The sequence below is a fragment of the Streptomyces sp. SDr-06 genome, from assembly GCF_003324565.1.
Lineage (GTDB): Bacteria > Actinomycetota > Actinomycetes > Streptomycetales > Streptomycetaceae > Streptomyces.
The window spans coordinates 16,750-36,078 of record NZ_QOLA01000005.1 but is presented as its reverse complement, the minus strand read 5'-3'; the positions used below and the strand labels follow the sequence as shown (position 1 = coordinate 36,078).

At 71.5% G+C, this 19,329-nt stretch carries 18 protein-coding genes; 11 read left to right on the top strand and 7 right to left on the bottom strand.

The features are described from left to right. The first annotated feature begins 11 nt into the window (after nucleotides 1-11). The 4 genes from DT019_RS13080 to DT019_RS13065 all read left to right on the top strand — a co-directional run bounded on the left by DT019_RS13080 (nucleotide 12) and on the right by DT019_RS13065 (nucleotide 3,910). Nucleotides 12-572 carry a hypothetical protein gene (locus DT019_RS13080; protein ID WP_317617758.1) on the top strand — a complete coding sequence of 187 codons (561 nt, stop codon included), beginning with the start codon at nucleotides 12-14 and terminating at the stop codon, nucleotides 570-572. A gap of 19 nt (nucleotides 573-591) precedes the next feature. Further along, nucleotides 592-1,242 carry an OmpA family protein gene (locus DT019_RS13075; protein WP_114036957.1) on the top strand — a complete coding sequence of 217 codons (651 nt, stop codon included), beginning with the start codon at nucleotides 592-594 and terminating at the stop codon, nucleotides 1,240-1,242. 136 nt (nucleotides 1,243-1,378) lie between these two features. Further along, on the top strand, nucleotides 1,379-2,947 hold the full coding sequence (locus DT019_RS13070) for a sialidase family protein (RefSeq protein ID WP_114036956.1): 1,569 nt from the start codon (nucleotides 1,379-1,381) through the stop codon (nucleotides 2,945-2,947). A 210-nt stretch (nucleotides 2,948-3,157) separates the two neighbouring features. Then, nucleotides 3,158-3,910: a hypothetical protein gene (locus DT019_RS13065; RefSeq protein ID WP_147267307.1), complete on the top strand. Its 753-nt coding sequence runs from the start codon at nucleotides 3,158-3,160 to the stop codon at nucleotides 3,908-3,910. On the opposite strand, the gene DT019_RS13060 is transcribed toward DT019_RS13065, so the two are convergent. Continuing rightward, complete coding sequence (locus tag DT019_RS13060) at nucleotides 3,900-4,274, bottom strand: DUF192 domain-containing protein (RefSeq protein WP_114037244.1); 375 nt, start codon at nucleotides 4,272-4,274, stop codon at nucleotides 3,900-3,902. The genes DT019_RS13065 and DT019_RS13060 overlap by 11 nt on opposite strands. Nucleotides 4,275-4,320: 46 nt before the next feature. On the opposite strand from DT019_RS13060, the gene DT019_RS13055 reads away from it, so the two are divergent. Both DT019_RS13055 and DT019_RS13050 read left to right on the top strand, forming a co-directional pair. Next, entirely contained in the window at nucleotides 4,321-5,118 is a 798-nt protein-coding gene (locus DT019_RS13055) for a class I SAM-dependent methyltransferase (RefSeq protein WP_114036954.1), read from the top strand. 18 nt (nucleotides 5,119-5,136) lie between these two features. Continuing rightward, nucleotides 5,137-6,699, top strand: coding sequence for a DUF2079 domain-containing protein (locus DT019_RS13050; RefSeq protein WP_114036953.1), 1,563 nt, complete (start codon nucleotides 5,137-5,139; stop codon nucleotides 6,697-6,699). 365 nt (nucleotides 6,700-7,064) lie between these two features. Here the strand turns inward: DT019_RS13050 and mgrA are convergent, their stop codons facing one another. Next, on the bottom strand, nucleotides 7,065-8,102 hold the full coding sequence (mgrA, locus tag DT019_RS13045; protein ID WP_114036952.1) for an L-glyceraldehyde 3-phosphate reductase: 1,038 nt from the start codon (nucleotides 8,100-8,102) through the stop codon (nucleotides 7,065-7,067). Nucleotides 8,103-8,238: 136 nt separating this feature from the next. On the opposite strand from mgrA, the gene DT019_RS13040 reads away from it, so the two are divergent. The 4 genes from DT019_RS13040 (at nucleotide 8,239) to DT019_RS13025 (ending at nucleotide 13,429) form a co-directional block, all read left to right on the top strand. After that, the gene (locus DT019_RS13040) at nucleotides 8,239-9,000 is read left to right on the top strand and encodes an isoprenyl transferase (protein WP_114037243.1); all 762 of its coding nucleotides are present in this window, start codon (nucleotides 8,239-8,241) and stop codon (nucleotides 8,998-9,000) included. A 417-nt stretch (nucleotides 9,001-9,417) separates the two neighbouring features. Then, entirely contained in the window at nucleotides 9,418-10,740 is a 1,323-nt protein-coding gene (locus DT019_RS13035; protein ID WP_114036951.1) for a PhoH family protein, read from the top strand. A 385-nt stretch (nucleotides 10,741-11,125) separates the two neighbouring features. Continuing rightward, complete coding sequence (locus DT019_RS13030; RefSeq protein WP_114036950.1) at nucleotides 11,126-11,836, top strand: transglycosylase SLT domain-containing protein; 711 nt, start codon at nucleotides 11,126-11,128, stop codon at nucleotides 11,834-11,836. Between the two features lie 171 nt (nucleotides 11,837-12,007). Then, nucleotides 12,008-13,429: an AI-2E family transporter gene (locus DT019_RS13025; RefSeq protein WP_114036949.1), complete on the top strand. Its 1,422-nt coding sequence runs from the start codon at nucleotides 12,008-12,010 to the stop codon at nucleotides 13,427-13,429. 72 nt (nucleotides 13,430-13,501) lie between these two features. Here DT019_RS13025 and DT019_RS13020 read toward each other — a convergent pair whose 3' ends face one another. Both DT019_RS13020 and DT019_RS13015 read right to left on the bottom strand, forming a co-directional pair. Then, nucleotides 13,502-14,044 carry an alkyl hydroperoxide reductase gene (locus tag DT019_RS13020; protein WP_114036948.1) on the bottom strand — a complete coding sequence of 181 codons (543 nt, stop codon included), beginning with the start codon at nucleotides 14,042-14,044 and terminating at the stop codon, nucleotides 13,502-13,504. Nucleotides 14,045-14,047: 3 nt separating this feature from the next. Then, entirely contained in the window at nucleotides 14,048-14,602 is a 555-nt protein-coding gene (locus DT019_RS13015) for a peroxiredoxin (RefSeq protein ID WP_114036947.1), read from the bottom strand. A gap of 150 nt (nucleotides 14,603-14,752) precedes the next feature. On the opposite strand from DT019_RS13015, the gene DT019_RS13010 reads away from it, so the two are divergent. Next, on the top strand, nucleotides 14,753-15,691 hold the full coding sequence (locus DT019_RS13010; protein WP_114037242.1) for a hydrogen peroxide-inducible genes activator: 939 nt from the start codon (nucleotides 14,753-14,755) through the stop codon (nucleotides 15,689-15,691). Between the two features lie 58 nt (nucleotides 15,692-15,749). Here the strand turns inward: DT019_RS13010 and DT019_RS13005 are convergent, their stop codons facing one another. The 3 genes from DT019_RS13005 to DT019_RS12995 are packed head-to-tail and all read right to left on the bottom strand — an operon-like array spanning nucleotide 15,750 to nucleotide 19,293. Further along, entirely contained in the window at nucleotides 15,750-18,083 is a 2,334-nt protein-coding gene (locus DT019_RS13005; RefSeq protein ID WP_114036946.1) for an ABC transporter permease, read from the bottom strand. Next, on the bottom strand, nucleotides 18,080-18,772 hold the full coding sequence (locus DT019_RS13000; RefSeq protein WP_114036945.1) for an ABC transporter ATP-binding protein: 693 nt from the start codon (nucleotides 18,770-18,772) through the stop codon (nucleotides 18,080-18,082). Before DT019_RS13000 ends, DT019_RS13005 begins: the two co-directional genes overlap by 4 nt. After that, the gene (locus DT019_RS12995) at nucleotides 18,769-19,293 is read right to left on the bottom strand and encodes a PadR family transcriptional regulator (protein WP_114036944.1); all 525 of its coding nucleotides are present in this window, start codon (nucleotides 19,291-19,293) and stop codon (nucleotides 18,769-18,771) included. Before DT019_RS12995 ends, DT019_RS13000 begins: the two co-directional genes overlap by 4 nt. Nucleotides 19,294-19,329 lie beyond the last annotated feature (36 nt).

Genomic DNA, 19,329 nt, shown 5'->3' with positions numbered 1-19,329 from the left:
GGAGGGGGGCTGTGGCGGCAGCGATGGCGGCCGCCCTGGCATTCACCGTGGCCGGATGCGACGACAGCAGTAACGACAACAAGGCGAACGTCGGCAACTCCGGCTCGTCGAAGGCGACGTCACCCGGAAAGGGGCAGCAGTCGGGCTCGGCGTCACAGCAGGGTGGCTCCACCGCGAAACTGGCCGAGGCCACAGGTGGCGGCGGGATGGTTCTGACGATCAACAGCGTGGCCCGGGACTCGGGCGGCTTCGTCACGGTGTCCGGCCAGCTGCGCAACCCTGGTTCCAAAAGCTTCAACGGCACGAGCGACTGGGCCGGAACGGAACGGGACGTCCTCGCCAGCGGCGACTCCGTAGCGGGGGCGACCCTCGTGGACAAGGTGGGCAAGAAGCGCTACTACGTGCTGCGCGACACCGGGGGTAAATGCCTGTGCACCATGGGGATTTCCAGCGTGGACGCAGGCCAGACCGTCCCCTTCTTCGCTCAGTTCCCCGCCCCCCCCAACGGCACCAAGCAAGTCGATTTCCAGCTGCCGACCTTCCCCACCCTGTCCGTCCCCGTCTCCGGGTGATCACGCCATGACCAGATCGATGACCAGCACGACAACCAGGACCGGAACCGGGACCAGGACCCGGCGCGCGGCCGTGGTGATCGCCGTCGCGCTCGTGCTGAGCGCCGGCGGCGCCACCGCGTACGCCGACGAGACGCCGAGCAGCCCGCCGCTGCCCGGCACCGAGGCGACGAGTGACCCCTCGATGAAGGTCGACGCGACCTCGCCGAACCTGAAGCTCCCCGAGGGCGGCACGCTCGCGGCGCCGAAGGTGCTGGACATCAAGTCGATCGTCGAGGACCAGGGCGGCGAGGAACGGCGGTCCGACACCAATACGAGCGTGACGTTCGCGCTGCAGGCCGAGGTGCTGTTCGCGATGGACAGCGCGGCCCTGTCACCGGACGCGAACGACCGCATCCAGGGCATCGCCGCGGAGATCAAGAAGCAGAAGGCGACCAGCGTTCGGGTGTTCGGCTTCACGGACAATCTGGGCACGCACGAGCACGGCGTGGTCCTGTCGAAGGAGCGCGCCGACGCCGTACAGAAGGCGCTCTCCCTGTCGCTGGGCCCCGACGTGACCTTCGAGATCCGGGGTTACGCCGAGGACTACCCGATCTCCGACAACTCGACGGAGGACGGCCGCAAGAAGAACCGGCGGGTGGAGGTCAGCTTCACGCGGAGCAGCGGCTAGGCCCGGCCTCTTCAAAGAGTGCCCCAAAGCCCCCTCGGCTCGCCCCGTGTGTCCATAGAGTCGCCCGCGCACAGCGTCATCAGGCACCACCCGGGAAAGTCGCAGGCGCATCAGCCATGGACCATGGGGGGTCTACATGCGTGTACGTGCACAATTGCGGGGCAGAGCAGGGCTGTTGGGGGCCGCTTCGGCCGCGTTGCTTCTGCTGGTCGCCGGGACGGGGCAGGCGGCGGGACAGCCCGTCGTGCTGGTTTCGCCCGGGGATCCGTACGCCGCCTGCAACATCGCGGCGGACGGCACCGGGGTCAACCACCCTTCGGCCGAGGTCGAACCGTACGTCTCGGCGAACCCGCGCGATCCGGGCAACGTCATCGGGGTCTACCAGCAGGACCGCTGGTCCAACGGCGGGGCGCGCGGGATCTCCGCGAGCTACTCACGGGACGGGCGCCACTTCACCCAGATTCCGATGCCCTACACCCACTGCGCACCCGGCGGTCTCGACTACCAGCGGGCGTCCGACGCCTGGGTCAGCTTCGGGCCCGACGGGACCGCCTACTCCAGTGGGCTCGTCTTCGACGCCACCACGCCGCGCAACGGCGTCGCCGCCTCGACCTCGTACGACGGCGGCAGGACGTGGCGGAACACCACCGAGTTGATCAAGGACACGGACGCGGCGTTCACCGACGACAAGAACTCCGTGACCGCAGACCCGCTCCACCCGGGCACCGCCTACCAGGTGTGGGACCGGATCCAGCAGGTCACCAGCGGCCCGGGGGCGGTCTACGACGGACCGGCCTACCTCTCCGTCACGCGGGACGGGGGCCGCACCTGGTCGAAGGCGCGTCCGTTCGTCGACACCAGCGCCGTGCCGCACTCGCAGACCATCGGCAACGTGATCGTCCCCGACCCGCGCACCGGCACGCTGTACGACTTCTTCGAGTGGCAGACCTACAGCGACGTCACCGCGAGCACCCCGACGGATCTGCACTTCGCCGTCGTCCGCTCCGACGACCAGGCGCGGACCTGGTCCAAGCCCGAGACGGTGGCGGTGGACACCTCCGTCCCCGAGGTCGACCCCAACGCGCCCGCGGACACGAGCAAGGCGCTCCGCGCCGGGTCCGGGCTGCCGAACGCCGCCATCGACCCGCGGACCGGCGAGCTGTACGTGGCGTACGAGGGGAGCGAGTTCACCGGAGGGGCGTACGACGCCATCCAGCTCGTGCACTCCACGGACGGCGGGCACACGTGGTCCGGGCCCACCCGCGTCAACCAGGCGCCGGGCGCTCCCGCCTTCACCCCGTCCATCGCCGTCGACACCCACGGCACCGTGTCGCTGACCTACTACGACCTGCGCTTCCTCACCCCGGGCAACACCACCACGCTGCCCACGGCCGCCTGGCTGCTCACCTTCCCGCGCGGGGGCGAGGAGTACCCGAGCGAGCGGCGGATCAGCCGCGTCTTCGACTGGCTCCAGGCGCCCTACGCCGGCTGGGGGCACTTCCTGGGCGACTACGAGGGGCTGACCGCCGACGGGGGCGGTGTCCGGCCGATCCTCTCCGAGGCCAACGACAGCCAGCCGCTGAACCCGACCGACGCCTACAGCGGACTGTTCGTACCGGGCGCCCCGGCAGCTGCGCGCCGTCCTGCGGCCGTGCCGCACGCGGTGACCGCGCAGCACGGACCCGCGCGCCCGACCCGGCGCTGAGGGAGTCAACTCCCGTACGGGCCGGACGGGTTGACCGTCCGGCCCGTACGTCGTTGCGCGGCGCCGTTGCGGGGTAACCGAAACGGTGACGGGAGGACGGGGTGCCTCCGGGTGAAAGCGGCGTGGCCGGCCGGTGCCGGGCGGCGATCCGCCGGATTCAGCCGTTCCGCACCCAGCCGACGCACAGGAGTGGTTGTTACGGTGCAGGGTATGAAGCCAAGGCTGGTACGGAGCCGTGCGGCGACGGCTGGGGTGTGTCTGATCGCCCTCGCGGGCGCGGCGGCGTGCGGGCCCAGTGGTGCGGGCGGCCAGGGCGAGGACGGGTCGGTGCGCGACACCGCGGCCGCCGCCGGCGCGAGCGACGTCCCGAAGGTGAAGGCGGCCGGGGCGCTCACCAGTGAACAGCTCGGCGCGGCGGCCCTCGCGACCGGCGACGTCAAGAACTTCGCGGCCGAGCCGCTGGAGGGCGCCGCGCCGACCGGCAGTTCCAGGACGGTCAAGGCCGCGTGCATGCCGTTCGTGTCCGTCCTCAACGGCACGCCCGAGCCCGCGCCCTCCGCGACCGTCTACCGCCGGCTCGTCGACGCGACCGAGGACGGGCAGTCGGACCAGACCGTCGTCACCGAGGTGCTCGGATCGCATCCCTCCGGCGCTCCCGACGTGCTCGCCCGGCTGCGCACCGCCATCGGTGCCTGCGCGGACGGGTTCCAGACCAAGGGCGGCGACCTGGAGCCCTCGGTCTTCACCGCGGTCAAGGAGCTGCCCGCGCCGAAGGCGGGCGACGAGGCGGTGGCGTACGAGCTGACGGGCGTCGCGCAGGGCGGCGCCGTGCCGATGGTCTTCCAGGTGGTGCGCAGCGGGACGACCGTGGTCACCTACTGCGCCGTCGACGTCACCGGGGACGACACGCCCCGGATCCCGGCCGAGCTCGCCGTTGCGCAGGCGGCCAAGCTCAAGTCCTGAGATCCTGCCCGGCCGCGACGACCACCTGCGCGCCCGGCCGCAGCCCCCACCCGGCCATCGCGCCCGCCTCCGCCTCCAGGACGTACCGCGCGCGCGGCCGGATCGCGCCGAGGCGGCCCGGGGGCATCGTGCGGACCGCGAGCACACGGAGCCGTCGGTCCAGATGGGCCACGTCGATCGCGAACCGCATCCTGAACGTGTGCACGCTGCTCGCCGGGGTCAGCAGCAGCGCTCCCTCGATGCCGTCGCGGCCGAGCAGGCCCCGGGTGCGGGCCCGGTAGGACGCCGCGATCTCCAGCGGAACCGCCGTCCCGGCGCCGTCGAGCACGCTCAACTCGCCCGTTCCGTCCCTCCATCGGCCCATGGACAAACGGTAGTGGCTCACGGGGCCGCCGCGTAGGGTCCGCAACATGGGCCGAAACATCAGGAACCACAACAACCGCCCCTTCGAGGAACTGATCGACGAGGCCGCGTCCGTCTCCGTCGACGGCTGGGACTTCTCCTGGCTGGACGGGCGGGCCACCGAAGAGCGGCCGTCGTGGGGGTACGCCCGCGCGATGGCCGGGCGGATGGCCAGGGCCACCGCCGCCCTCGACATCCAGACCGGCGGCGGCGAAGTCCTGGCCGCCGTGCCCCAGCTGCCGCCGCTCGCGGTCGCGACGGAGGGCTGGGCGCCCAACGTCGCCCGTGCCACCAGCCTGCTCCACCCGCGCGGAGTGGCGGTCGTCGCCGACGAGGACAAGCCGCCGCTGCCGTTCGCCGACGGAGCCTTCGACCTCGTCGTCAGCCGGCACCCCGTCACCACCTGGTGGTCCGAGATCGCCCGCGTGCTGTCCCCGGGCGGCACGTACTTCTCCCAACAGGTGGGCCCGGCCAGCGTGTTCGAGCTCGTCGAGTACTTCCTGGGACCGCAGCCGCCGGAGGTGCGCGGCGGCCGCGACCCCGGCAAGGCGCGCAAGGAGGCGGAGGACGCGGGTCTTGAGGTCGTCGATCTGCGCCTGGAGAAGCTGCGCACCGAGTTCAACGACATCGGCGCCGTCGTCTACTTCCTGCGCAAGGTGATCTGGATGGTGCCCGGCTTCACCGTCGAGGAGCACCGCGACCGGCTGAAGGCGCTCGACGAGCAGATCCGTGCAGAGGGCCCCTTCGTCGCGCACACGACACGCTTCCTCATCGAGGCGCGCAAGCCCCTGAGGCCCGGCCGCTGACCCCTAGCATCCGGATGCATGGGGACAATTGCTGACCAAAGGGTAAGGCGGCGCGCACAGCCGCCGATCACGCCCGTACCCACCCTCTCCCGCATCCCTCGTGTCCGCATCGGCCGGCCCGCCCTCCTGTGGTGGGGGTGGGCCGCCGCGCTCTTCCTGCTGTACGCCACCGTCTCGGGCCGCCGCCAGGCCCTGGTCCGCACCACCGGCTACGACCTCGGCATCTTCGAGCAGGCCGTCCGCGCGTACGCCCACCTCGACGCGCCGGTCGCCCCGCTGCGCGGCGACGGCTTCAACCTCCTCGGCGACCACTTCCACCCCGTGCTCGCCGTCCTCGCGCCGCTGTACCGCCTCTTCCCCTCCCCGTACACCCTGCTGATCGCGCAGGCCGCGCTGCTCGCGCTCGCCGTCGTGCCGCTCGCCCGGCAGGCCGCGCGGGTCCTCGGCCGCCGGGCCGCCCACGTCGTCGCCTTCGGGTACGGGCTGAGCTGGGGCATCGCCTCGGCGGTCGGCTTCGACTTCCACGAGGTGTGCTTCGCGGTCCCGCTCGTCTCCTACGCCCTCGAAGCGCTGGCCAACAGGCGGTGGCGCCGGGCCGTCGTCTGGGCGGTGCCGCTGCTGCTGGTCAAGGAGGACCTCGGGCTCACCCTGGCCGCGATCGGGGCGTACGTCGCCTGGCGCGGCCCCCGTCGGCTCGGCATCGCCACCGCGCTGCTCGGCCTCTTGGGCAGCGCGCTCGAATTCAAGGTCCTGATGCCGTTCTTCAACCCGGCGGGCACCTACGCGCACGCCGCCAACCTCGCGCCCGCGCACCACTCGCTGCTCACCACGCTCGCCCTCGCGCCGCTCGACGCGGTACGGCCCGAGGTGAAGGCCACCACGCTCGTCCTGGTCTTCGCACCGGCCGCGCTCGTCGCGCTGCGCTCCCCCCTCGCCCTGATCGCCGTGCCCACCCTCGGCTGGCGGATGCTGTCCACCAACGTCTTCCACTGGGGGACCGCCTTCCACTACACGGCCGTCCTGATGCCGGTGGTCCTCGCGGCCCTGACGGACGCGCTGCGGCCGTACGCCGCCGCGGGCGACCCGCTCGCCCGGCGCCACGTCCGCGCCTCGCTGGCGACGGTGCTGGGGGTGACGCTCGTCCTCGTCCCCTCCTTCCCCCTCGCCCAGATCGCCCACCGGTCGACCTGGCGCACCACCGGGCACGTCACCACGGTGCGCGAACTGCTCCGCCTGATCCCGGACGGCGCGACCGTCGCGGCCTCCAACCGCCTTGTCCCCCAACTGACTTCGCGCACCACGACGGTCCTGTTCCCGACCTACCCGGTGCACTGGAAGCTGTACGCGACGGACGGGCCCGTCCCGCGCCCCACGGCGCAGTGGATCGCCTACGACCGCGTGCCCCCGGAGTCCTGGCCCTACCCGCCCGGCACCTGGCCCTACCCGGCCGCCCGGCAGGAGCAGGAGTACGCGCTGGCGCTCACGAAGTACGGGTACGTACGGGTGGCGGAGGCGGACGGCGTCTCGCTGCTGCGCCGCGCCGGGAGCGGGCGGGCCGGGGCCTTGCCGCGTACACGCTGACACCGGACGGTCACGGGGCGCGGCCGCCTTGACCCGGTGGGGTGACGCACATCCGGAACGGATTTCCCGCCGCGGAATCCGTCGCCAGGAGCGGCGCTGAGGGTGGCGGTGCCCCTCTGACCTGCACGGTCAAGGTCGGGCGCGCGGTCGGCATCACCCCTGCGGGGGACCGTCGGAGCGTACCGGGCCGGTTTCGGAGCGTAGTTCCGGAGCGCCGTGGCGCCCAGCATCACTTACGAAGGGTTATGGTGGAAACCCCCCCTCGGGCCGGTCCGTATCCCCCCCACGGACCGGCCCGTTTTTTCTTTCGCGGGGCCCGGCCGGGTCCGGACCGCAGCGTCCCGGCGGCCGGAGCCCCCACCACCTCAGCCGCGGTCGGCCCAGATGTTGGTGCCCCGGGTGTCCACGGCGAAGGCGTCGATCTCCTTCAACTCCGCGTCGGTGAGCGCCGGTCCGGCCAGCGCCGCCACGTTCTCCTCCAGCTGCCGGACGCTGGACGCGCCGATCAGCGCCGACGTCATCCGCGGGTCGCGCAGCACCCAGGCCAGCGCCAGCTGCGCCAGCGACTGGCCGCGCCGGGAGGCGATGTCGTTCAGTCCGTTCAGACGGCGTACGACCTCGTCGCTCAGCAGACCCGGGTCCAGGGACTTGCCCTGGGTGGCCCGGGAGCCCTCCGGGATGCCCTTGAGGTACTTGTTGGTGAGCAGGCCCTGCGCGAGCGGCACGAAGGAGATGCAGCCCATGCCGGCCGCCTCCAGGGTGTCCAGCAGCCCGTCCTCCTCCGTCCAGCGGTTGATCATCGAGTACGACGGCTGGTGGATCAGGGCCGGGACGCCCATCTCCTTGAGCAGCCGGGCGGCCTCGGCGGTCTGCTCGCTGTTGTACGAGGAGACGCCGACGTACAGCGCCTTGCCCTGCTGGACGGCGGACGCGAGCGCGCCCATCGTCTCCTCCAGGGGGGTCTCCGGGTCGAAGCGGTGCGAGTAGAAGATGTCGACGTGGTCCAGGCCCATGCGGTTCAGCGAGGCGTCGAGCGAGGACAGCAGGTACTTGCGCGAACCCCACTCGCCGTACGGGCCCGGGTGCATCAGATAGCCGGCCTTGGTGGAGATGACGAGCTCGTCCCGGTACGGGGCGAAGTCCTGGCCGAAAATCTTCCCGAAGTTCAGCTCGGCGGAGCCGGCCGGCGGGCCGTAGTTGTTGGCCAGGTCGAAGTGGGTGACCCCGAGGTCGAAGGCGCGGCGCAGGATGGCGCGCTGGGAGTCCAGGGCGCGGTCGTCGCCGAAGTTGTGCCACAGGCCGAGCGAGACGGCGGGGAGCTTGAGGCCGCTGCGGCCGGTCCTGCGGTACTCCATGGAGTCGTAGCGGTCCGGGGCGGCGAGGAAGCGGAGCGATTCAGTCACGTTTCCCTGCTTATCACGGACTTGTGACAGACCGAGTTGGGCCGCCGTCGCCCGTCCGCAGTACTGTGCTTTCCCTGGGGCGGCCGGTGTGCGGGGCGGCGGCGGGCCCCCGGAAGGCAACGAGAGGGTGGAATCGGTGAGTTTGCGCGACCTGGTGTACAGGCTCTATGCGCGCCGGGTGGAAGGCCGCCTCGACCACGACCAGGTGCCCAAGCACATCGGTGTCATCCTGGACGGCAACCGGCGCTGGGCCAAGGCATCGGCCCGCAGCCCCGAGCAGGGTCACCAGGCCGGCGCCAGCAAGATCCAGGAGCTGCTCGGCTGGTGCGCCGAGACCGATGTCGAGGTCGTCACCCTCTGGCTGCTCTCCACCGACAACCTGGACCGCCCCGAGGACCAGTTGATCCCGCTGCTCGGCATCATCGAGGACGCGGTGCGGGACCTGGCGGCGGACGGGCGCTGGCGCGTGCACCACGTCGGCAACGCGGACCTGCTGCCCGGGCACACCCAGGCCGTGCTCAAGGAGGCCGAACAGGCCACGCACGACATCGACGGGATACTGGTCAACGTCGCCGTCGGCTACGGCGGACGGCAGGAGATCGCGGACGCGGTGCGCTCGCTGCTCCTGGAGCACGCGGCCAAGGGCACGTCCTTCGAGGAGCTCGCCGAGATCGTCGACGTCGAGCACATCTCGGAGCACCTGTACACGCGGGGGCAGCCCGACCCCGATCTCGTGATCCGCACGAGTGGGGAGCAGCGGCTGTCCGGCTTCATGCTCTGGCAGTCCGCGCACTCCGAGTACTACTTCTGCGAAGTGTTCTGGCCCGCGTTCCGCAAGGTCGACTTCCTGCGGGCGCTGCGGGACTACGCGGCGCGGCACCGGAGGTACGGCACGTGAGGGGTGGGTCCTCTTTCTGACCCCCCCTTTGTCCTCAAACGCCGGACGGGCTCGTGTGCTCCCGTCCGGCTTTTCGCTGCCCGCCGTCGGTGGTCCCTCGCGCAGTTCCCCGCGCCCCTGGCGGGGTCGGTGCTGGGTCGGGGTGGGAACCCGGGCATATGACGGGGCATGGCTTCGCTTGTTCGAGGGCATAACCCACCCAGGTCGATGTCCGGTCCACGGATGTCGTATCTCAGTGGGCGGCATCAACGCCGCCCGCCCGGGAGGCCCTTTGCACCAGGACGACCGCGCACCGCGCGCGGGCGACGTGGAGGGCCGGAGCTCGGCCCGCGCAGCGCGGTCGAAGCCCGGTCCCCGTTTCCGCGACGCCGTCGCACCCCGATCTCATGCGCCTCTTAAGAGGGGGTACGTCCTTCCGTGGTGACCAGCACAAAGCGCCGCATGCCCGACCGGCGCACCTACGTCCTCGACACCAGCGTCCTGCTGGCCGACCCCAATGCGATGACCCGGTTCGAGGAGCACGAAGTGGTGCTCCCCATCGTCGTCGTCACGGAGCTGGAGGCCAAGAGGCACCATCCCGAGCTCGGTTACTTCGCCCGGCAGGCCCTGCGCCTGCTCGACGACTTCCGGGTCCGGTACGGACGTCTCGACGCCCCCATCCCGATGGGCGAGCTAGGCGGCACCCTCCGTGTCGAGCTGAACCATTCCGATCCCGGCGTCCTGCCCGCCGGCTACAGGTTGGGGGACAACGACTCCCGGATCCTCGCCGTCGCACGCAATCTCCAGGCGGAGGGGTACGACGTCACCGTCGTGTCCAAGGACCTGCCGCTGCGGATCAAGGCGTCGTCGGTCGGCCTGCTCGCCGAGGAGTACCGCGCCGAGCTGGCCATCACCGACTCCGGCTGGACCGGAATGGCCGAACTGCCGCTCAGCGGCGAGCAGGTGGACCTGCTCTTCGAGGAGGAGACGCTCTACGTGCCGGAGGCCGCCGGGCTTCCCGTCCACACCGGGCTCGTGCTGCTCTCCGAGCGCGGCAAGGCGCTCGGGCGGGTCTCGCCGGACGGCAACGTCAAGCTGGTGCGGGGCGACCGCGAGGCGTTCGGCATCCACGGCCGCAGCGCCGAGCAGCGGATCGCGCTCGATCTGCTGCTCGACCCCGAGATCGGGATCATCTCGATGGGCGGGCGGGCCGGTACGGGCAAGTCGGCGCTGGCGCTCTGCGCGGGCCTCGAAGCCGTCCTGGAGCGCAGGCAGCACAAGAAGGTGATGGTCTTCCGGCCGCTGTACGCGGTGGGCGGGCAGGAGCTCGGCTATCTTCCGGGGTCCGAGGCCGAGAAGATGGGCCCCTGGGCCCAGGCCGTCTTCGACACGCTGTCCGCGGTGACGAGCCGTGAGGTGATCGAGGAGGTCACGTCGCGCGGCATGCTCGAAGTCCTGCCGCTCACCCACATCCGGGGGCGCTCGCTGCACGACGCCTTCGTGATCGTGGACGAGGCGCAGTCACTGGAACGGAACGTCCTGCTGACCGTTCTGTCCCGGATCGGGGCCAATTCGAGGGTGGTGCTCACCCATGACGTGGCCCAGCGCGACAACTTGAGGGTCGGCCGGTACGACGGCGTCGTGGCGGTCGTCGAGAAGCTGAAGGGGCACCCGTTGTTCGCGCATGTCACCCTCACCCGGTCCGAGCGTTCGCAGATCGCCGCACTGGTGACCGAAATGCTGGAGGACGTTCAGATCTGAGGCAGTACGCACCAGTTGGCGCCGTCCGGCAAGCGCAACAGCCTAGCCGGGCGGCGCCTCTTCACGGGCGTGGTTGGAAAAAACTACTGGGGTGAACGGGGTGTGAGGTTTCACACGCAACGGGGAATTGCCTCGCGGCATGGGCTTCCGGCAGAGTCTTGCATCCGTCAGGCCCCGCATACGGCACCCCTGTACCCCGGGTACCTCTGTACCCACGCAACTCAATAGCTGAGCCGTATGCCGCCCGCGCATCACGCGGCACTTCCCGCAGGGGAGTTGCCCATCGGGTCAGTTCCTCCCGTGACCCAGTAGTTGGGAGGAGAGAGCCAGGGGCACGATTGCGTCCGCGAGGTCACCCGTGCGGACGCTGCTGGAAGGAAACCGTGTGAGCCGGATCTCGGTCCGGGGGTTCGCGGTGGCGTCTGCCACTGCGGTCACCACCGTTGGCGCCGTCGTCGGCGTTGCCGCGGGCAGCCCCGCTGCCGCCTCGAACGACAACTTCGAGGCCACCGCCTCCGACACGACGCTTCTCGCCGACATTCCCGCCGGCCAGCAGGCCCAGGTGCAGACCGCGTCCCTGGCGCAGCAGGCGGACGCCCAGTCCGCGCAGGCCAGCGCCGCGGCGAAGAAGTCCGCCGAGGAGGCCGCGCGCGTCCAGGCCGCCCAGGACGCGAAGGCCAAGAAGGACGCCGCCGACAAGGACAAGGCCGACAAGGACGCCAAGGACGCCAAGGCCCGCGACCTGGAGACCCAGGCCGCCAGCCGCTCGTCGAGCCGCGCCGACTTCCCGGTCCAGAGCTCCTACTCGGTCTCCGACGTGCAGGCGCTCGCCCGCCAGATCGTCCCCGCCGGTCAGTTCCAGTGCTTCAGCCACATCGTGAACAACGAGTCGAGCTGGAACTACCAGGCCACCAACGGCTCTTCCGGTGCGTACGGTCTCGTCCAGGCGCTGCCCGGCTCCAAGATGAGCTCCGCGGGCTCCGACTGGCAGACCAACCCGGCCACGCAGATCAAGTGGGGCCTCAACTACATGAACGAGCGCTACGGCAGCCCCTGCGGCGCCTGGTCGTTCTGGCAGGCCAACAGCTGGTACTAGCCGTCGGCCGGTGGTTCGGGCGGGCGAAGAAACCAGCCCGCGCCGCTCAACCTTCCGGAGCCCCGCACCGTCCTTCGGTGCGGGGCTTCGCCCGTGTACGGTCAGGTCCGGACGGCTCGGGGGTAAGCGGTGGGGAGACTCAGCGTCGGGGGAAAGGGAAATGGCGGGATCATGTCGAGAGTGCCCAGTTTGCTCGGACGGCTAGGCGCCGGACTGACCCGGATGGGAGAGCGCCTGGACGAGCGCCGGGCCGAGGCGGACGCCGAAGCCGGGGCCGGTCCCGTCGTCGACCCCGCGCCGCCCGCCTTCCGGGCTCCGAGCCTCGCCCCCGCGTCCGAGCCCCGCTCGGCCGAGGCCGAGGCGGCCGGGCCCGAGCCGGATGCCAAGTCGCCGGTGCCGGTGGCGCCTTCGGACGAGCACGCCCCCGACCACGTACCACCGCCGCCCGCGTACGCGCCCGCGGTCGCCGCCCGGCCGGATCCCGTCGACGCCGTGCCGTGGAGCATGCGGGTCGCCGCCGAGGTCGGCTGGCGGCTGCTCGTGCTGGCCGGGACGCTCTACGTGCTGACCCAGGTCATCAGCGCGATCCGGCTCGTGGTGCTGGCGTTCGTCGCGGCCCTGCTGATCACCGCGCTGCTCCAGCCCACCGTCGCCCGGCTCAAGCGGATGGGCCTGCCGCGCGGGGTGGCCACCGCGGTCACCGCGATCTCCGGGTTCGTCATCATGGGGCTCGTCGGCTGGTTCGTGGTCTGGCAGGTCATGGACAACCTCGACGATCTGTCCAACAAGGTGCGCGACGGCATCGAGGAGCTCAAGCGCTGGGCGCTGAACAGCCCCTTCCACGTCACCGAGGACCAGATCAACCAGATCGCCAAGAACCTCAGCGACACCATCGGGTCCAACACCAACGAGATCACCTCGGCCGGACTCCAGGGCGTGACCGTGCTCGTCGAGGTGCTCACCGGCATCCTGCTGGCGATGTTCTCGACGCTGTTCCTGCTGTACGACGGCCCGAAGATCTGGCAGTGGGTGCTCAAGCTGGTGCCCGCCGCCGCCCGCCCGGGCGTCGCCGGCGCGGGCCCGCAGGCCTGGCGCACGCTCACCGCGTACGTGCGCGGGACGGTGATAGTGGCTCTGATCGACGCGATCTGCATCGGCGTCGGCATCTATTTCCTGGGCGTGCCCATGGCGGTGCCGCTCGCCGTGTTCATCTTCCTGTTCGCGTTCATCCCGCTGGTCGGCGCGGTCGTCTCGGGCGCGCTCGCGGTGGTGGTCGCGCTCGTGACCGACGGGGTGTTCAACGCCCTGATGGTGCTGATCGTGGTCCTCGCGGTGCAGCAGATCGAGGGCCACGTCCTGCAGCCGTTCATCCTGGGCCGCGCGGTCCGGGTGCACCCGCTGGCGGTGGTGCTCTCGGTGGCCGCCGGCGGCCTGGTGGCCGGCATCGGCGGCGCCGTCGTGGCGGTCCCGCTGGTCGCGGTCACCAACACGGTGGTCGGCTATCTGCGGGCGCACGCCCGGGAGAGCGCGCTGCGCAGCGCCGTCGCCGTGACGGAGGCGCCGCCGGCCGTGGCCGCAGCCGACCGGGAGTAGCCCGGCCCCGGACACACGGAAGGGCCCCGCCGGTGCGACACCGGCGGGGCCCTTCCCGCGTACGTACGCCTGCTACTCGGCCGAAGCGGCCAGCACGGCCTCGGAGTCGAGCGTGACGCCCACGGCCTGGATCACCGCGGCGATCTTGAAGGCCTCCTGGATCGTCTCGCGGTCGACACCGGCCTTGCGCAGCACCTGCTCGTGCGAGTCGAGGCACTGGCCGCAGCCGTTCACCGCGGAGACGGCGAGCGACCACAGCTCGAAGTCGACCTTCTCCACGCCCGGGTTGCCGATGACGTTCATCCGCAGACCGGCCCGCAGCGTGCCGTACTCCGGGTCGGAGAGCAGGTGGCGGGTGCGGTAGAAGACGTTGTTCATCGCCATGACGGCGGCGGCCGACTTGGCGGCCGAGTACGCCTCGGGCGACAGGTTCGCCTTCGCCTCCGGCTCCAGCTCCCGCAGCACGATCGGGCTGCGCGACGCTATGGCGGTGGCGAGCACCGTGCCCCACAGCTGCTGGGCCGGCAGGTCGGAGTTGCCGATGACCGAACCGAGGTTCAGCTTCAGGTCCTTGGCGTAGTCCGGTACGGCGGACTTCAGCGCGTCGAGGGACATGGGTTACTCACCGGCCAGCAGCGCGACCGGGTCCAGGGTGCTCTCGCCCTTGGTCCAGTTGCACGGGCACAGCTCGTCGGTCTGCAGGGCGTCGAGGACCCGCAGGACCTCCTTGGGGTTACGGCCCACGGAACCGGCGGTCACCATCGTGAACTGGATCTCGTTGTTCGGGTCGACGATGAAGACGGCGCGCTGCGCGAAGCCGTCCTCGCCCTCGATGCCGAGGGAACGCATGAGCTCGTGCTTCGAGTCGGCGAGCATCGGGAAGGGCAGGTCCGTCAGGTCCGGGTGGTCCTTGCGCCAGGCGTGGTGCACGAACTCGGAGTCACCGGAGAAGCCGAGGACCTGGGCGTCACGGTCGGCGAACTCGTCGTTCAGCTTGCCGAACGCGGCGATCTCGGTCGGGCAGACGAAGGTGAAGTCCTTGGGCCACGCAAAAACTACGCGCCACTTGCCCTCGTAGGTCTTGTGGTCGATCTGCTGGAACTCCTTGCCGCTCTCCAGCGACACGCAGGCAGTCAGGTCGTACGTGGGGAACTGGTCACCAACAGTGAGCACGCGCTCTCCTTGCGAACGAGGAAGTCCGAATCGAGCGGATTCGGGAAGCTTCCTACGGGGTTGGACGGATTACCGATCCTGGCACACGGGGCATTGATCAGGGAAATAGCTAGACTGGGTCACCGTGATCGGAGGTACTTATCAGTGGTCATGACCAATAGGGGCAAGCAGCCCAGCCTGGCGCAGCTGCGGGCGTTCGCGGCCGTCGCCGAGCATCTGCACTTCCGCGACGCGGCGGCCGCCATCGGCATGAGCCAGCCCGCCCTGTCCGGGGCGGTCTCGGCCCTGGAGGAGGCGCTCGGCGTGCAGCTCCTGGAGCGTACGACCCGCAAGGTGCTGCTGTCGCCCGCGGGGGAGCGGCTGGCGGTGCGGACCAAGGCAGTCCTCGACGCGGTGGGCGAGCTCATGGAGGAGGCCGAGGCGGTGCGGGCGCCGTTCACCGGGGTCCTCCGGCTCGGCGTGATCCCCACCGTCGCGCCCTATCTGCTGCCCGCCGTGCTGCGGCTCGTGCACGAGCGCTACCCCGAGCTCGACCTCCAGGTCCACGAGGAGCAGACCTCCTCGCTGCTCGAAGGGCTCGCCGCCGGACGGCTCGACCTGCTGCTGCTCGCGGTGCCGCTCGGGGTGCCCGGCGTCACCGAACTCCCGTTGTTCGACGAGGACTTCGTGCTCGTCACCCCGCAGGACCACTGGCTCGGCGGGCGCAACGGCATCCCCCGCGAGGCGCTGCGCGAGCTGCACCTGCTGCTCCTGGACGAGGGCCACTGCCTGCGCGACCAGGCGCTCGACATCTGCCGCGAGGCCGGGCGGACCGAGGGGGCGCCGGTGACGACGACCGCGGCGGGCCTGTCCACCCTGGTGCAGCTGGTGGCGGGCGGGCTCGGGGTGACCCTGCTGCCGCGTACCGCGGTGGAGATCGAGACGGGCCGCAACGACCGCCTGGTCACCGGGTACTTCGCGGAACCGGCCCCCTCGCGCACCATCGCCCTGGCGATGCGGACGGGCGCCGCTCGCCAGGGCGAGTTCGAGGAGTTCGCGGCTGCCCTGCGCGGGGCGCTGCGCGATCTGCCGGTACGGGTGTCGAAGTAGGCGGCGCCGCGTCCGAACTCCCTTGACATTCAGGTGAGTTCGGACGCGGCGGCGGGGGCTACTCCGTGCGCAGCCCGTCGGGTCGCATCAGCCGCCACAGCGGCGGCAGCGACAGGGCCGTGACCAGGACGACCACGCCCGCGCCGATGCCGACCATCGACACCGCCGGGACCCAGTCGACGGTCACCGAACGGCCCACCATCCGGAGCAGGACCGAGCCGAGGCCGAGGCCCACCACCGCCGCGAGCGCCAGGCCGAGAGCGACCGGCACGGCGGTCTGCCACAGGACCGACCAGCTCAGCGTGGTGCGCCGGGTGCCGAACGCGATCAGCGCCGACAGCAGCTTCTTGCGCTCGCGCAGCTGCTCCAGCATCGAGACGAGCAGACTCGCGCCGATCAGCATCAGCACTGCGGCGGCCCCGATGTAGAGGCCCCTGCGGACCCCGGCGAACCGGGTCGAGGTGTGGAGGTCGTTCAGCGAGCGCGCCGACGTGAGCGGGTCGGCCCGGGTGGCCGCGTTCAGGACCCGCTCCCGGGCGAGGGAGTCGCCCGCGGCGGTCGAGACGAACACCGTGGAGCGGGTCGGCAGCTTCGCCCCCGGCGGGAGCGCGCCCGGCGTGATCAGGACGCCGCTGCGGCGCTGGCCCATCGGGTCGGGCCGGGCCGGGGCCTTCGTCACGGCGGCCGGGACGGTCCAGGGGACCTCCGCCCCCCTGCGGACGGAGCCGCCGTTGGTCGGGTCGAGGTAGAGCGTGCTGCCCGGGGTCACGGCGCGCTCGCCCTCCCAGTCGCCGCCGGTCGCGAGGAAGGCGTCGCCGTCCTTGCAGGCGGCCAGGGTGGCGACCTCGCGCAGGTCCGCGCAGGTGCCGACCGTGACGGAGGTGTAGTGCTGGGGCTCCTTGGCCTTCTCGCCGCCCTCCAGCGATCCGAGGGCGACCGCGTGGGTGACGCCCTCGGTGTTCCTCAGGACCTGGACCTCGCGGGCCTGCTGGTCGGGGGAGGCGTTGCCGAGCGGCACGACCAGCTGCGCGCGGCCGGTGTCCTCGCCGCTCGCCTTGACGTAGTCGCCCTCGACGGCGCCGAAGAGCATCTGGAGCGCGATGGCACCGGCCACCGCGACCGCGATGCCGTTCACCATCCGGGCCGCCGAACCGGACGTCAACTGGAGCCTTCGGACGGCGAGTTGCCAGCCCACCGAGCCGCCGCCCAGCCTGCGCACGACCGCCTCCACCAGCCAGGGGAGCAGCGCGGTGACGCCGATGAGCAGCAGCACCGTGCCGCCGATCACCTGAGCCTGGTTGAACGTGCCCCGGTCGCGGCCGCGGCCCATCATCGGGACGAGCAGGCCGAGACCGGCGAGCGGCGGAAGCACCCGCCACCACATGCGCCGCCTGCGCGGGATGGAGGTGCGCACCACGCCCAGGGGCTCGACGACCACCGAGCGCATCGCGAACAGGGTCACGGCGACCGCCGCCGCGGGCACCGCGAGCGCCACGCCCGCCGCGAGCAGCGGGTTCGGGTCGACGTCGGACGGGAAGACGTTGAGCCCGGCCACCGAGATGTCGCCCACGTACTGGCGGCCGATCAGGAAGAACAGCGAGCCCACCACGACGCCGACCACGGCTCCGGCCAGCGCCTCGCCGGCCGCGATCCACCGGGTCATCCGGCGGTCCGCCCCGGCCAGGCGCAGGGCGGCGAGCCGCCGGTCGCGCCGGTCGCCGCCGAACCGTACGGCGGCCGCGATGAACACGCCGACCGGCATGAGCAGCACCACGAAGATGATCACGATGAGCAGCGCCAGGACCGGGTCGAGCTTCTCCTGGGGCTGCTTGTTCACGAAGGCGTTGACGCGCAGCACCTCGCCGGGGCCGTCCGCCGCGTCCTTGCGCTGCTTGAGGGCGTCGCTGCCCGCGTAGTAGGCGAGCTCGTGCGGACCCATCAGACCCTGGTCGGCGATGGTCGCACTGATCTTGTACGGGATCCGCTCGCGCAGCAGCGCGCCCTCGGGCGAGGCGAGCAGGTCGCGCAGGGCGGGCGAGACGACCATGGTGCCCGGCGCCGGGAGGGTGGAGGCGCCCGGCGGCACCGGCGCCTTGGCGCCTTCCGGCTGAAGGAGGCGCCCGCGTATGTCGTCGCCGCGGTACTGCGTGTCCGCGCGGCCGATGAGCAGGGTGTCGGCCGCCGGGCCCGAGTCGACCGAAGCGCCGTAGTCGTTGCGGGCGTTGTCCCGCTCGTGCCGGGCGGTCAACGCTCCCGGCAGGGCGGTGGTGCCGAGCAGCAGGGCCACGCCGAGGCCGACGCCGACCGCGGTGAGCAGCGTGCGCGTCCAGCCCTCCCGGCCGCCCGAGAGGGCGAACCGGGCGCCGAGGGCGAGATCACGGAGCAGGCTCATACGGAGTGCTCCAGCATCATGTCGCGGGACTTCCCGTCCCGCACGACGATCTCGCGGTCCGAGTAGGCGGCGACCCGGGCCTCGTGGGTGACCAGGACGACCGCCGCGTTGGTGGAGCGGGCCGCCTCGGTGAGCAGCTGCATGACGCGCTCGCCGTTGAGCGAGTCGAGCGCGCCGGTCGGCTCGTCGGCGAAGACGACCCGGGGCTGGGTCACGAGCGAGCGGGCCACGGCCACCCGCTGGCCCTGACCGCCGGAGACCTCGCCGGGGCGCTTGTGCCCGAGGTCGGCGACCTCCAGGCGCTCCATCCAGGCCAGCGCCCTGCGCTCGGCCTCCTTGCGCTTGACGCCGGTCAGGCGCAGCGGCAGGGCGACGTTCTCGACGCAGGTCAACTCCGGGACCAGCTGGCCGAACTGGAAGACGAAGCCGAACTCGGTGCGGCGCAGCGCGCTGCGCTCGGCGTCCGACATCGCGGACAGTTCACGGCCGTCGTAGAGGATCTTCCCGGAGTCCGGTGTGACGATCCCGGCGAGGCAGTGCAGCAGCGTCGACTTGCCGGAGCCGGAGGGGCCCATCACGGCGACGACCTCGCCGGGGTGGATGGAGAACTCGGCGCCGTCCAGGGCCGGGGTCGGGCCGTAGGCCTTGTGCAGGTCCTGGGCGACGAGCAGGGAGCCGGCGGGTGTCATGCGCGTACCTCCGTGGCGAGCTGGGTGAGGCGGGCGGCGGTCAGTTCGAGCCAGCGCAGATCCGCCTCCAGGTGGAACAGGGCGTGGTCGCAGATCAGTTGGTCGCCGAGGTCGCCGTGCCGCTTGCGGTCGGTGAGCACGCGCATCAGACGCAGGTGCTCGGCGCGCTGGGTGTCGAGCACGTCGCCCGCGTCGCGGCCGGTCAGCAGGGCGAGGACGACCTTGGTGTAGAGGGTCGACTGGAGGTACGGCTCGGGCTTCTCCGGCTGGCGGATCCAGGCCTCGACGTCGGTGACGCCGGCCTCGGTGATCGCGTACCGCTTCCGCTCGGGCCCGCCGCCCGCCTCCACGCCGTCGACCTCGACGAGGCCGTTCTTCAGGAGGCGGGACATCGTCGAGTAGACCTGCCCGTAGTGCAGCGGACGGTCGTGCCCGAACTTCTCGTCGAAGGCGCGCTTGAGGTCGTACCCATGGCGTGGGCCCGACTCCAGGAGCCCGAGGAGGGTGTGGCCGATGGACATGGGGTGATCCCTTCTTCTCAACTGCCGCGAGGTGTG